The organism is Acinetobacter sp. MYb191 (assembly GCF_037572605.1).
Classification (GTDB): domain Bacteria; phylum Pseudomonadota; class Gammaproteobacteria; order Pseudomonadales; family Moraxellaceae; genus Acinetobacter; species Acinetobacter johnsonii.
Window position 1 is genome coordinate 1 of the sequence record NZ_JBBGZP010000013.1, and the last position, 14094, is coordinate 14094.

13 protein-coding genes and 1 pseudogene are annotated in these 14094 nt (G+C 42.9%); 5 read left to right on the forward strand and 9 right to left on the reverse strand.

Translation table 11 applies throughout. The annotated features are described in order from the left end of the window. From WH214_RS06920 to rimI, 3 genes are all read left to right on the forward strand, one after another. On the forward strand, positions 1-704 hold a 704-nt coding region (locus tag WH214_RS06920; protein ID WP_017397147.1), incomplete at its 5' end, for an EF-Tu C-terminal domain-related protein. Positions 705-998: 294 nt separating this feature from the next. Further along, a complete protein-coding gene (locus WH214_RS06925; protein ID WP_339993093.1) occupies positions 999-1880 on the forward strand; it encodes a metal-dependent hydrolase in 882 nt (293 codons plus the stop codon). 104 nt (positions 1881-1984) lie between these two features. Then, positions 1985-2443, forward strand: coding sequence for a ribosomal protein S18-alanine N-acetyltransferase (rimI, locus tag WH214_RS06930; RefSeq protein WP_339421634.1), 459 nt, complete (start codon positions 1985-1987; stop codon positions 2441-2443). 29 nt (positions 2444-2472) lie between these two features. Here rimI and WH214_RS06935 read toward each other — a convergent pair whose 3' ends face one another. The 3 genes from WH214_RS06935 to trxB all read right to left on the reverse strand — a co-directional run bounded on the left by WH214_RS06935 (position 2473) and on the right by trxB (position 5082). After that, a complete protein-coding gene (locus WH214_RS06935) occupies positions 2473-3288 on the reverse strand; it encodes an arginyltransferase (protein ID WP_339993095.1) in 816 nt (271 codons plus the stop codon). 21 nt (positions 3289-3309) lie between these two features. Next, positions 3310-4041 (reverse strand): leucyl/phenylalanyl-tRNA--protein transferase, encoded by a 732-nt coding sequence (gene aat / locus WH214_RS06940; protein ID WP_339422948.1) that lies wholly within the window; start codon positions 4039-4041, stop codon positions 3310-3312. An 87-nt stretch (positions 4042-4128) separates the two neighbouring features. Continuing rightward, complete coding sequence (gene trxB / locus WH214_RS06945) at positions 4129-5082, reverse strand: thioredoxin-disulfide reductase (RefSeq protein WP_339421633.1); 954 nt, start codon at positions 5080-5082, stop codon at positions 4129-4131. A gap of 295 nt (positions 5083-5377) precedes the next feature. Here trxB and WH214_RS06950 point away from each other — a divergent pair. Then, positions 5378-8473, forward strand: a pseudogene (locus WH214_RS06950) (DNA translocase FtsK). Positions 8474-8530: 57 nt separating this feature from the next. After that, positions 8531-9436 carry an AEC family transporter gene (locus WH214_RS06955; RefSeq protein WP_339421631.1) on the forward strand — a complete coding sequence of 302 codons (906 nt, stop codon included), beginning with the start codon at positions 8531-8533 and terminating at the stop codon, positions 9434-9436. A gap of 64 nt (positions 9437-9500) precedes the next feature. Here WH214_RS06955 and WH214_RS06960 read toward each other — a convergent pair whose 3' ends face one another. From WH214_RS06960 to WH214_RS06985, 6 genes are all read right to left on the reverse strand, one after another. Next, positions 9501-9788, reverse strand: a complete 288-nt coding sequence (locus WH214_RS06960; RefSeq protein WP_339421630.1) for a PA4642 family protein — start codon at positions 9786-9788, stop codon at positions 9501-9503. A gap of 121 nt (positions 9789-9909) precedes the next feature. Continuing rightward, positions 9910-10182 (reverse strand): cell division topological specificity factor MinE, encoded by a 273-nt coding sequence (minE, locus tag WH214_RS06965; protein ID WP_087528310.1) that lies wholly within the window; start codon positions 10180-10182, stop codon positions 9910-9912. A gap of 2 nt (positions 10183-10184) precedes the next feature. Next, positions 10185-10997, reverse strand: a complete 813-nt coding sequence (minD, locus tag WH214_RS06970; RefSeq protein WP_039889843.1) for a septum site-determining protein MinD — start codon at positions 10995-10997, stop codon at positions 10185-10187. A gap of 69 nt (positions 10998-11066) precedes the next feature. Then, the gene (gene minC / locus WH214_RS06975; RefSeq protein ID WP_224467317.1) at positions 11067-11798 is read right to left on the reverse strand and encodes a septum site-determining protein MinC; all 732 of its coding nucleotides are present in this window, start codon (positions 11796-11798) and stop codon (positions 11067-11069) included. A 123-nt stretch (positions 11799-11921) separates the two neighbouring features. Next, positions 11922-12971: a preprotein translocase subunit SecA gene (locus tag WH214_RS06980; RefSeq protein WP_339993098.1), complete on the reverse strand. Its 1050-nt coding sequence runs from the start codon at positions 12969-12971 to the stop codon at positions 11922-11924. A 10-nt stretch (positions 12972-12981) separates the two neighbouring features. Beyond that, on the reverse strand, positions 12982-13914 hold the full coding sequence (locus WH214_RS06985) for an acyltransferase (RefSeq protein ID WP_339421628.1): 933 nt from the start codon (positions 13912-13914) through the stop codon (positions 12982-12984). Between the last annotated feature and the right edge of the window lie 180 nt (positions 13915-14094).

Here is a 14094-nt window from a genome sequence, read left to right on the forward strand (position 1 = left end):
TCCCAGGTGATGACACTCCAGTTATCCGTGGTTCAGCTCTTCTTGCACTTAACGGTGACGCTGGTCAGTATGGCGAAGAAGCAGTTGTTGCTCTTGTTGACGCACTTGACACTTACATTCCAGAGCCAGTACGTGCAATCGACCAAGCATTCTTAATGCCAATCGAAGACGTATTCTCTATTTCTGGTCGTGGTACAGTAGTAACTGGCCGTGTAGAAACTGGTATTGTGAAAGTAGGCGAATCAGTTGAAATCGTTGGTATCCGTGATACTCAAGTAACTACAGTTACTGGCGTAGAAATGTTCCGTAAACTTCTAGACGAAGGCCGTGCGGGCGAGAACTGTGGTGTTCTTCTACGTGGTACTAAGCGTGAAGACGTACAACGTGGTCAAGTACTTGCTAAACCAGGTGCAATCAAGCCGCACACTAAATTCGATGCAGAAGTATACGTACTTTCTAAAGAAGAAGGTGGTCGTCACACTCCATTCCTTAACGGTTACCGTCCACAGTTCTACTTCCGTACAACTGACGTAACTGGCGCGATCAAATTACAAGATGGCGTAGAAATGGTTATGCCTGGTGACAACGTAGAAATGTCAGTAGAATTAATCCACCCAATCGCAATGGACCCAGGTCTACGTTTTGCGATCCGTGAAGGTGGCCGTACAGTTGGTGCTGGTGTAGTTGCTAAAGTAACTGCATAATCATCTGATTGTGTGAAAAAAAGCGCTCCTTTGGGGCGCTTTTTTTATTTATTCATTTTACTGCGCAAGTGATTATTCTAGGGTGAGATACAGCAGACTTTAGCGTCCATTCTGAAAAATAATGTAGAACTTTACGCACACTAAATTGTCTAACAATCTATCCTCAAAACTGTCCTAAACTGATATTTTGCTGACCCTAACTGCACTTATGAGCGGAGCCTAATCACGTAAGATAAAAAGACGAAAACAACTATAAGCAGCGGATGTCTTCAGGATATTCATAGGAGCAGAAAGATGAATGCGAAGGTAAAAATCACTAATCGTGCGGGCGCGAGTTTCCCTGTACGTCGGATGAACTTTGAGTTTGAAAGCGTACCTGAATATTGGATGAATGGTTCAGCTGGATTGACCCATTTTATGACCGCGCTGTCAGCACTCTTTCCAGCAGGTGAAATGTTTTTTATCGATAGTGTTCGTGCGGTCAGACAGCATCCCTCAATCAAAGACAATGCCGAATTACAAAAAGAGATTTCAGCCTTCATTGGTCAAGAAGCGATGCACACACAAGAGCATGAAGGATTTAATGCCTCGGCACAAAAGTATGGGCACGATGTTGCAACACTTGACCGCTATACGGATCGTGCAATTCAAGCCACACGTAAAGTGTTTGCTTTTCTCGGCAAGCCTGTGGGTATTACTCAAGAGATGGTGGATTTAACCGCTACCACCGCGCTGGAGCATTTTACTGCAACTATTGCTTCTCAGTTGTTGATCAATAACCACATTCAAGAGCTGATGAGCGATGAAACCATGAAAACCATGTGGTTATGGCATGCCATTGAAGAAAATGAGCACAAAGCTGTGGCTTATGATGTATTTGAAGGAGTTTTTGGAAAGGGAATTAAATCCTATCTACTACGAACGGGATCACTGGTTGCAGCGATGGCCATTTTATTCTGCGTGCAGTCGTTTTTTGTGTTTCGTTTATTACAGCAAGATAAACAGCTGAACAGGGCTGCGCTGAAAGATATTTATACCTATGCATATAGTCCATCGAAAGGAATTATTACGGGAATGGCACGTGAAATGATCATGTACTTTCAACCGGGTTTTCATCCTAATCATCACAACACCGATGCTTTACTTGAGAAGTGGAAGCTAAAATTAGGGTTTTAAGCAGTTTTGGCTCTTTGAGCGATATAAATCGCTCTTTTTTTTGTTCGGTTTTTAGCACAAATTTTTTATACTGTGACCTCCACATTTTAGAAAGATAAACGAAGATGATTCGTTTAATGCAAGCTGCGGACTTAGGCCAAGTTGCGCAGATTGAAAATTTAGTTCAAACCCATCCTTGGAGCCTACAACAGTTCCAAGAGTCTATGCAGTCTTATCACAGTACCGTGATTGAACAGGCAGGGCAGGTGGTAGGCTTTTGTATCCTCCAGCCCGTTCTTGATGAGGCCAATTTATTGTTGATGGCCATTCATCCAAGCCAGCAAGGTAAAGGGTTGGGGTATCAGCTATTAGATGCGTCACTGGCACAACTCAAAAACAACCCTCTACAGGTATTTTTAGAAGTCCGTGAGAGCAATCAAGCAGCGATTGCCTTGTATGAAAAGTCTGGTTTTCATCAAATTGATTTGCGTAAAAACTACTATCCTAAACCTGATGGTGGTCGTGAGCATGCCATTATTATGGTGAAATCATGTAGTGATGACTTTTCCGAGTTGTTTAAATAAGAGAAAAGTCGAGTTTCTGTATGTCGCCATTATTTAATAATGGCGTTATTCCATCCCGAAGGTAGGGTGGTCATTAATGAGTTTCCCAGTTGCTGCACTTCCTCGCTGCTCAGGCTATGATTGAGTCTGCGCCACTGACCATCAATCAACAATTCTAGTGGTAAATATTGCGATTTATAGTTCATTTTTTCTGAGTGCGGTACCCAATAGCCCAAATACACAAACTGCAAAGCGCGTGCTTTGGCGAGTTCGATTTGTTTTAAAATGGCAAAAGTCCCCAGTGAGCGTTTGTTTTCATCGGGATCAAAAAAGGTATAAACCGCAGATAAACCATCATCTAGAGGATCGCAGGTCGAAACACAGATGAGCTGGTCTTCTTTCCACAGCTCTAAGAAAAAGCTCTCGGTACAGCTATGTACAAGTAATTTATCAAACTGATCACGACTGGGCGGGAACATGTCTCCATCAGCATGGCGTTTAAAGATATAACGCTCATATAAGTCATAATGTTTTTTGGTGGCATCCGCAGTGCGGGTAATTTTTAAAGTCAGGTCTTGATTGCGTTTCCATGCTTTTTTTTGACTGCTGTTCATTTTAAATTCGCGCACAGGTACGCGGCTAGACAGACACTGTCGACACAGATGACATTCTGGGCGGTAGACAAAATCACCACTCCGGCGAAAACCTACGCGAGAAAGTTCGGACAGCGTGACGACATCAATACGATGCGCTGGATCGAGAAATACCATCCGGGCTGACTTTTTTTCTAGATAGCTGCAGTCATGCGGTGGCGTGATGTAATACTGTAAATCATTCAGTAGGGACTTCGGGTGATACGAATTCATGATAAATCCCTCTATTATTCTTTATTCAGTCAGTCGCGCATTTTGCGCTATTGTTTTACTTGAAAATACACCCTCCTGATACATTTTCCAATCGATAGCAGGTTGATTTACAATATCTTGTAACGATTTTAAGTAGGTTTGCCGAGAAAGTGTACAAGCACCGAGGCTTAAAAGATGATCATTGACCAATTGGCAGTCGATCCAAGGCAGCTTATTTTCACGTCCAATCAACATCAGCGTATAAAATGCCATTTTTGAGACATCCGTTTCGGTACTGAACATGGACTCCCCAAAACAGCCGTGTCCAATGCTGATGCCGTATAGTCCACCAACCAAGCGCGTTTGATCCCATACTTCAACACTATAGCCATAACCAGCATCAAACATTGCACAGTAGCCATCTATAATGTCTTCACTGATCCACGTGTCATCAGCGTAGCTACGTGGTAGTGAGCAGGCACGGATCACCCGTTCAAAAGCTTGATTGATGGTGATGCGATAATCTTGCTTTTTCATGCTCCGAAGGAGAGTTTTACTGGGCTGATAATCCTGCGGACGGATGATGCAACGTGGCTCGGGGCACCACCAGCAAATGGGTTCGCCTGTTGAGAACCATGGAAACAAACCATGGGTGTAGGCTTCAAACAAGGTAGAAGGGGAGAGGTCTGCACCGATACAAATTAAGCCTTCACCTTCGGGGTCAACTTCAAGTGGATCGGGAAAGATATACTCAGAAGGTGGTAACTGCTGCATAGTGGTGTGTGTATATGATAAAAAAATGACTTTAAGATCATACATAAAAAAACCGCCTATGGAAGGCGGTCTTTTTCAAGGCTTAGATTATTCGCCTAAAGCATCCAAATACTTTTCCGCATCTAGCGCAGCCATACAGCCAGAACCCGCTGAAGTGATCGCTTGACGATAAACACTATCAGCAATGTCACCTGCTGCGAATACACCAGCGACAGAAGCAGCTGTGGCATTACCAGATGTGCCGCTTTGAACTTGAATATAGCCATCACGTAAGTTCAATTGACCATCGAACATTGCGCTGTTTGGTTTGTGGCCAATTGCAACAAACAAACCTTGAACATCAATATCTTGTGTAGATTCGTCTTGAGTCGATTTTAAGCGAACTGCGGTTACACCCGTGTTGTCACCTAAAACTTCATCCACTTGGTGATTCCAAATGATGCTAATTTTGCCTTCTTTTTCTTTCTCAAATAGTTGATCTTGAAGGATTTTTTCAGAACGCAATGAATCACGACGGTGAACCAAAGTCACATGCGATGCAATGTTAGATAAATATAGTGCTTCTTCAACGGCAGTATTACCGCCACCCACAACCATGACTTTTTGGTTTTTATAGAAGAAACCATCACAGGTTGCACATGCGCTCACGCCTTGGCCCATAAAAGCAGCTTCAGACTCAAGACCTAAGTACTGAGCGGTCGCACCTGTGGCAATAATCAGTGCATCACAAGTGAACTCATCCATGTCACCTTTGAGTACAAATGGACGTACAGAAAGATCGACTTCATTGATATGATCGTAGATGATTTCAGTACCAAAACGTTCCGCATGCGCTTGCATACGTTCCATCAGTGCAGGACCTGTTAAGCCTTCAGGGTCACCCGGCCAGTTATCGACTTCAGTCGTTGTCGTTAGCTGACCACCGAGTTGGATACCCGCAATCAATGTAGGCTTTAAGTTGGCACGCGCAGCATATACCGCAGCGCTGTAACCCGCAGGGCCTGAACCGAGAATAATCAAACGTGAGTGACGAGCGCTCATACGTAGAATCCTTTTTTTATTTAGAAATTTGTGGAATTATACGTGAAACTCTATAACAGTTGTGTGAGTTCAATGTCGATATTATTGATCAATCAAATCGATTTGAGCTATATAGAAGAAATATGCGGTGTAGAGCGGGAAAAAGTGGAAAAATCATCTGCTCGCTATACATAAAGCATTTAAGAATAGTGCATCTTTTTATAAAGAAGAGGTGCATAATATGACGTTTATTGTGAAACTTTTGCTTTAGGTTTCGAACAAAAACATTAATGAAGAATTTGTTACAGGACAGTATATGACTGAGGTGTCGGGTGCTTATGCACAGCGCTTATTAATGACATTATTTTTAGTCTCGTTTGGCATTTATTTGTTCCTTGCTACCGTGACCTATACCCCATTTGATCCGGGCTGGATGCATATATCAAGTGATACTTTGCAAGTCTCGAATGCCAGTGGCGTTGCTGGGGCGTGGATTGCTGACCTACTGTTCGGTTTTTTAGGCTGGGCAAGTCTACTTATTCCTGTGTTTTTGTTCATTGAAGCCATTCAAGTCTGGTGGCCGCATAGTTTTTTAAACCGCCCATTTCGTTATGCTGCACAATTCTTTATTTTGCTTGCAACCGCCAGCTTACTGTTCTTGTTTTGGAAAGTTCCAGCAGACACTTTAGACAATGCCTCTGGCGGCATTATTGGTTATGAACTGGGACAAAGTTTGTCGCAGATTTTAACCATTTACGGTGCAACCTTATTTTTGGTCGTGTTTACCGTGGTCTTATTGACCTTGGCTTTCGGTATCAAATGGAACCGTACTTTCGCGACCCTCAAAGCAACTCCTGCGTATTTACAAGATTTATTTTACCGTAACGTACCTGAAAGCGAGTCTGCCTTTGATCGTACGACGCCAAGCGTCAAAAAAGAAGTGATTGCAACGGCACCGAAAAAGGGTATTGAAGCAACGGAATTGGTCGAGGCGCCAGTAGCCGTGCAAGAGGCATCAGTTAAAGCACCTCAGCGCGACTATTCAGCAGAGCATTTGTTTAATGATATGGTGGCCAAAGAGCAACGTGTTCAAGAACAACAGGTGGATGTGGATGATGAAGTAGAGCTTGAGCGGACTATAGAAAAAGCGCACCAATTAGAACAAGACAGTCAGCGCGTGGTAGCGACAGGGGAAGTGTGGCGTGCATTAAACTCAGGTGAAGATCAACGTCATAAAAATGATATTGATGCTTTACTTCGTGCTGCTGAAGAAGATCGCCCATTTAGCCCAGAACAACATTTTCAAGCAGTGGTGCAAGATCATACAGCGCCAATTGCTGATCCTAATTATTTCCAAGACGATGCCCCTGCACAAAAGAAAAATGTCGATTGGGATGATGATGAAATCTTTGACGAGCTGCTTGCTGCTGTACCCAATGGTAAAACAGCAACAGATGTCCATAGCCCCTTCAATACACCTGAACCGGTGTCTCATTTACATGTGGTTGAAGATCCAATTGCGGTGGCTGAGGTTGCAACCTTGAGTGCTGCTGCGAGTCCCGTTGCCTTACAAGCAGCGCCGAGTGGAGTTGCAAAAGCACAGCTTGATGAATTGGATGATTTAGACGAATTCCTTGCTGAAGATTGGTCGGAGCAGAAAGTTGCTGCTTCAGATGTACGGACCAGCAGCAGCTATGCGCAGTCATCAGCTTTTGTACAAGCACCCATTCAGCATCATAATACAGTGAGCACAAGTGCTACAGCGGCTGTAGCCAAAGAAGTTTTGTCCAAAGAAGCATTTATTGAAGCATGGCAGGACACCGCAGGTAAACCGCAAGACGAAGAAGAGTTTGACTTTGATGCTCCATTGACTGATGCATCAGGCCGTCCAATGTCTTTGTCCATGCAAGTAGCAGAGCGTCGTCGTGATTTATAACCGCTGCCAGGAGTGGATTTACTGGATGAAGTTGACCTCAATAAAAAAGTCAATTTAACCGCTGAGCAGTTGGCGCGTTTATCTGAACTACTTGAAATTAAACTACAAGAGTTCAATGTCAAAGCCAAAGTAGTCGAAGCACAGCCAGGGCCTGTAGTAACTCGTTTTGAATTGGATTTGGCCCCAGGTGTGAAAGCCTCTAAAGTGACCAATATCTCGCGAGATTTGGCTCGTTCAATGTCGATGGCATCTGTACGTGTGGTTGAAGTCATTCCAGGTAAACCGTATATCGGGATTGAAGTGCCGAATAGCACACGTGAAATGGTGCGTTTAATCGAGTTGTTGACCATTCCTGCTTTTACCGATCCGAATAGCATTCTTTCGATGGCAATGGGCAAAGATATTTCGGGTAATCCCGTCATTGCTGACTTAGGTAAAGCACCGCATATGCTGGTTGCAGGCACCACAGGTTCAGGTAAATCGGTGGCAGTGAACTCGATGATTTTATCGATGTTGTTGAAATATACGCCGAATGAGTTGCGTTTAATTTTGATTGACCCGAAACAGTTAGAACTTGCTAACTATAACGATATCCCACATTTGCTCACCCCTGTGGTCACGGACATGAAAGATGCGGTCAGTGCTTTGAACTGGTGTGTGAATGAAATGGAACGTCGCTATAAGCTGATGTCTTTCTTAAAAATTCGTAAGCTAGCGGACTATAACCGCAAAGTGGAAGAAGCGATTGCCAATGGCGAAGAGCTGATTGATCCGACCTGGAAAGCCAGTGATTCGGTTGCCGGTGAGCGTGCACCACGTTTGACCCCATTACCATCGATTGTGATTGTGGCGGACGAGTTTGCCGATATGATTATGCAGGTCGGTAAGAAAGCTGAAGAAATGATTACGCGTTTGGCACAAAAGTCACGTGCCGCAGGCATTCATTTGTTACTTGCAACGCAGCGTCCATCGGTCGATGTAATTACGGGTCTGATTAAAGCCAATATCCCAACACGTGTGGCTTTACGTGTGAACTCAAAAATAGACTCACGCACGATTTTGGATGCTGGTGGGGCGGAAGACTTACTGGGTCATGGTGATATGTTGTTCTTAGGGCCGGGTAAAATTGAACCTGAACGTGTACATGGTGCCTTTATTGCTGATGATGAAGTGAACCGCATCTGTGATGCTTGGCGTGAACGTGGCTCGCCAAATTATGTTGATGAAATCCTAACGCCATTTGATGAAGAGCCAAGTTCTCGTGGCTTTGAAGATGGTGATGGCGATCCAAACCGTGATGCACTTTATGACCAGTGCGTATCCTTTGTATTGGAAACACGCAAGGTTTCGGTGTCCTCGCTACAACGTAAGTTTAGTTTAGGCTATAACCGTGCCGCGCGAATTGTCGATCAAATGGAAGAAAACGGGATCGTGAGTGCGCAAGGTGCAAACGGCAAGCGAGAGATTTTAGTTTAAAAAGAAAGCCTGCGGATTGCAGGCTTTTTCTTAATCATTCAGTTTAGGCATCCAGTCATGCAAATTATTGATGCATTAATTCCATTGATAGTACTCATTGCCATGGGGTATGTATTAAAGCGGTATTGCTTTTTAACGGTAGAATTTTGGCAAGGCGCTGAAAGGCTGAATTATTGGATTTTATTTCCTGTTTTGCTGTTCAGTAGTCTAGCCACCGTTCATTTTAATGTCGGGAAAGTCCTGCCAGCGCTTGCTGTGGTCTTTACTGTGACCTTGCTGATGAGTGTGGTGCTATGGGTATTAAAAGCGGTGTATGGTATACCTGTGGCGCAATTTGGCGTCTATTTGCAGAGTCATATTCGTTTCAATACTTATATTGGTTTGACCAGTATGGCTTTGATTTTTGGCGCTGCGGGGATGCAAGTCTTTGCCATGATTATTGCTTTTGTCATTCCTTTGGTGAATGTACTCTCCGTACTTGGTTTTTCTCAAGGGCAGGGACTGTCTTATAAAAAAATTGCGTGGTCGGTTGCGAAAAATCCGCTGATTCTCGCCTGTCTGGTTGGGATCATTTTTAATTTTTCAGGTATGCATTTGCCCGAGAGCATTAGCCAATCTTTAAAGCTAGTAGCAGGGATGAGCCTCCCGCTTGGGCTCTTGTGTGTGGGCGCAGCACTCCAGTTTAATGCGTTAAAATATGCTGGTCGAGCGCTGATTTTAAATACTTTTGGACGTTTAATCTTGGTGCCTATTTTAGCCTATGTAGGCTGTCTTTTATTTGGTTTAGCAACATTTGAAACCATGATTGTAGTGGTATTCTTCTCGCTACCAACGGCCTCAGCAGCCTATGTGCTGACCAAATATTTTCAAGGGGACAGTCAACTCATGGCAGCAATCATTAGTTTGCAAACTTTGTGTTTCGGTTTGACTTTTCCACTTTGGATGTGGTTTTTACAGTCATAAAAAATGCCAGTCTCCTAGGAATGAACTGGCATTTGTAGATCATGCGTATTAAGCAGATCTAGGCTTAGGCAAATTTAGCCAAAACCTCTAAGAAGGGAGCTGCTTGGCGTGGATAAGCGGCAATCACGTCATGGATACGCTGACCTTCTGGATTAGTTGCGTTAATGTCGCGACCATCCGTTTTAAATTGGGTGAGCAGACGCTCATAATCACTTGGGCGCATGTGTTTAAATGCATGGTACAACACATGAAAATCGCCATTCACACCTCCAGGAGGAAGCTGAGTTAAGTAGGCAAATACACGCTCATCTGACCATTCTTCATTGAACGTTGCTGGCTGAGATAATGCCATAGCAATCTCCTTGCTGGTTTAATCATTAAAAAAGGCAAAATATGGGAGACAAAGAAAATACTTTCTTGTGTCTGCGCATATTCTGCCTTGATTCAATTTGCTTGACTAATCAAAAATCAGATTAACGTTCTTCAGGCAAATTGATATTCATTTCAAGCATTTCAATATTCGCTTCAGAGCGTACAGCCATTTGAATGTGCTGTTCATCTACACCGCGAACATAGCGATTCACCACTTGCATGATTTCTTTTTTCATTTGGTCGATTTTGTCTTGGCTAAGACGCTTACCTAAACCACTTTCAGACGCTACGATGACTTTCAAACGATCTTTTGCTGTTTGAGCACTAGACGGTTTATCATCATTACTAAAAAGCTTACTCCAAAATCCTGCCATGTCTACGCTCCAAATAGTCGTGCTAACCAGCCTTTAGGCTTCACCGTAATATGACGGTAAGGACGTTCGTCACCTAAGAAACGTGCCACAAGGTCATCATAGGCTTGACCTGCTGATTCTTCAGTAAAGAGAATCACTGGTTTACCTTCGTTCGATGCTTGTAAAACACTCTTACATTCAGGAATCACTCCCAAAGTTGGCACACGTAAAATATCTTTAGAAATGTCGTCAATGGTTAACATTTCTTGTTTATCGGCACGTTCAGGGTTGAAGCGTGTGATACACAAGTGTTTACGAATACGACCTTCATTCATTTCAACTTTTTTGGTTTTGCTGTCGAGCATACCAATAATACGGTCAGAGTCACGTACAGATGAAATTTCAGGGTTGGTCACAATAATCGCTTCATCGGCATGGTACATTGCTAAAATTGCACCGCGTTCGATACCTGCGGGTGAGTCACAAATAATGTAGTCAAACTCTTGTGACAACTCATCCATGACACGTGCTACGCCTTCATCAGTTAAGGCATCTTTATCACGGGTTTGCGACGCAGGTAAAATATATAAATTCTCGATATCTTTATCGCGGATAAGCGCTTGTTGTAATCGAGCTTCGTTATTTAATACATTGACAAAATCATACACAACGCGGCGTTCACAACCCATGATCAAATCAAGGTTACGTAAACCTACGTCAAAATCGATCACAACAGTTTTGTGACCACGTAGGGCTAAACCTGTTGCAAAAGATGCGCTCGTCGTAGTTTTGCCTACGCCACCTTTGCCTGATGTTACGACAACAATTTTCGCCACCGAATCCACTCCTGTTATGGTTTAAATCCCCTTATTTATCATTTGGGGCTTTTGGTGTTTATTTATACATTAAAATTCAAGCGCTTCAAATACAAGCTCTTGTTGATCATTTAAGTAAATATGTGTTGGGCGTTTTAAATGCTGCGCTGGAATATCATCTGCAACACAATAGGTCCCTGCAATTGAAACCAATTCGGCTTCTAAAGCATGGCAGAAGATGCGTGCAGCGCTGTTTCCGCCCGCGCCGGCAATGACTCTACCACGAGCACTACCATAAATATGTATATTTCCTGAAGCTATCACTTCCGAGCCACTGTTAATGCCTGCGGTAATAATGATATCGCCTTGATTTTGCACCAAGCACTGGCCTGTACGTAAAATTTCGTCATGGTATGAAGTCGCATGGCGAATGACAGGTGCTGCCGCAACTGGCGTATTGGTAGAAGCTGTCGCAGCAGGAGCAGGGGCTTCAACCACTTGCTCTTTGGTTGCTTTGACTTCTTGAAGTTGCGAGCTAATACCATGACCTTGCGCGGGAATTACAGGGAACTGAATGGCACGGGCTTGTTCAGCCAAAATTCCTTCTTGTACTGCCATTGGCTGTACATCCAGATCCAGCAATAATTGAATCAAGGAAATTAATTCTTGCTCAACGCTACTTTCTAGAACAACTAATGCTCCAGCAGTCGATGCATTTTGTAATGTTTTACTTAATTGCTGTCGGATTGCATCATGATCATTGGTGTCAAGGGTAATGCGAATCGCATTGACCATTCTGCCAGTTATCCGGATATCAGCCATAATTTTTCCTTAAGACTTCTCAGATTTATTTTTTACTAAAGAAGTGATGTTGTAAATAGAGCAAATCCTAGAACAAAATGGAGGATTGCACTAGCTGCGATTGTAATATTTTTACCTTAATGCTTATTCTTTGGCTTGATCATCTTTTTCAAGCTCTTCTAACCACTGTTTCACCTTAACTTGCTTGCGAATGGCATCCAAACTTTCATAGACCACAGACTCAACCAACTGTTCCAAAGACTGATTATCGATTTTTAAATCACTGACTTTTTCAGCTATCAAGCGATAGGTGGCATTGGGCTGTGCTGGATTTCCCACCACCATTGGTTCCAGTAAACCTTGTGTGATGTTTTCACCGAGTCGTTGTCCGATACTTTGAATTTGTTGTTCAATTCTTCCACCCACAATTGGAATCAAACGCAGTAATTGGGTCAGTTCAGGGGTATCTTCAATCGCGCGATTCACAATCAGGCCGACATTTTGGGCAATGAAATATTGACGTTGTTTCAGTTCGGTGGCGAGAGATTCTTGTAAAATTTCAGCCAATGCTTGTGCAAATAAAGCCCGATGATGATCGACGAGATCATGTATAATTTTTTTATGGGTCGAACTGGTATTTAATTCGTGCTTCACCCCATCCAATACAGTAATCACGACGCGGTCAGAGAGCTCTTCCATCACCACGCGGTAGTAAAATTTGGCCTTGGCTTGTACCGACTCTGGAATTACGTTATAGCCCAATTCATGCAGGCGAAAAGCAATCACCCCCGCACGAAATAATCTTAAAAAACGTAAATGAGTAATAATCGCTAAAATTTCGTACCAATTAATAAAGGGAAAGAAAAACCAGCGACGATGGTGTCGATAAACGATAGCAATACCCCAACGCACCAATAACTCAGTAATCAAGAACAGAATAAACCAAGCTTCTGTGGTGATGACCCACGGATGCAAATGCTCACGATAGAAGGTTAAGACACTTTCTAGGTGAATGGCATGGAAAAACCATCCACCGATATTGCTCATGATAAAAAAATTAGCACACAAACAAAACAAGTTAAAAATGATGAGAAACACCATAAAAATGTCATAGATCAAAAACAGTTTGAAATACAAACTTTGTGGATCAACCTGATGATATTTAGACTTTTTGACTTGGTTAGTGTGCATCATGCATAGACCCTTACTCGGTTAAATTGGACGTTGAGTATTTGGCTTTCATTTTTTCAATCAACTGGTCCTTTTCAGTCCAAAGTTGATCGACCCATTGTTGGAATTGTTCACGAAAGTGAGCATCGTCTTCATAGTTTCCAGCAAGCACCCATGCAGGAATATCAATTTTGCGCAAATTGACCGCAATCCGTGGGACTTCCCCGAGCCAAAATTCGCTATAGCCAGGCGCGCCGTCGGGATAGACAATGGTCATATCCACTAAGGCATCAATGTCATTACCTAAAATACTTAAGGCTAGGGCCAAGCCACCCGCTTTCGGTTTAAGTAAATTTTGATAAGGCGATTGCTGCTGTGCATGTTTTTCTGGAGTAAAACGCGTGCCTTCCAAATAGTTTAACAGGGTGAATGGTTGGCTAAGCAGTTGTTCACAAGACTTGCGTGCCTCTTCCATATCGCGTGTTTTCAACGCAGGATTTTTTGCAATTTGTTCTTTACTATGCCGCTTCATCATCGGGAAGCCTAGAATTTTAAAGGCTTGGCCGACAAATGGAATAAAAATAAGTTCCCACTTGGTAAAGAAGCGAGTGAGGGGCATACGGGTTAAACCAAAATATTGGTTAACCGTGGTGTCGACCCAACTTTGATGGTTGCAAGTCATCAGGTAACGACCCTGCATACTTAGCTCAAGATCATCATCGACAGAAATGTCCCATTTCGTGTTGGGCAAGACATGATCGATTAAATAATTGTTCACAGCCAGCCAGCTGTTGGTGATTTGAATATTGGTCTCATCCACTTTTTTAGATTTTTTAAACAATTTGGTCAGGCCAAGCGCGAGCACTGGCGGGCCATGAAAAAAAGTACTGCCTGTAATGACTGAACCAACAGTTAAACCACGTGTGATTTTTTTTAATAAAGGTTGTTTTTGGTTTGGCGATGACATAAAAATAAACCCTAAAATATAATGCGTTTCGCAACTCGTTCTATTTTCTAAAGGTCAATATAGTACGGGATGATCAAATAGAAAAGCACCAAACATTAACTGTGTAGAAATTGTGACGAAGAAAGCCTTGAAAAGGAAATTTTTTATTACATATTGTAAATAAAGGCTTTATTATTAACA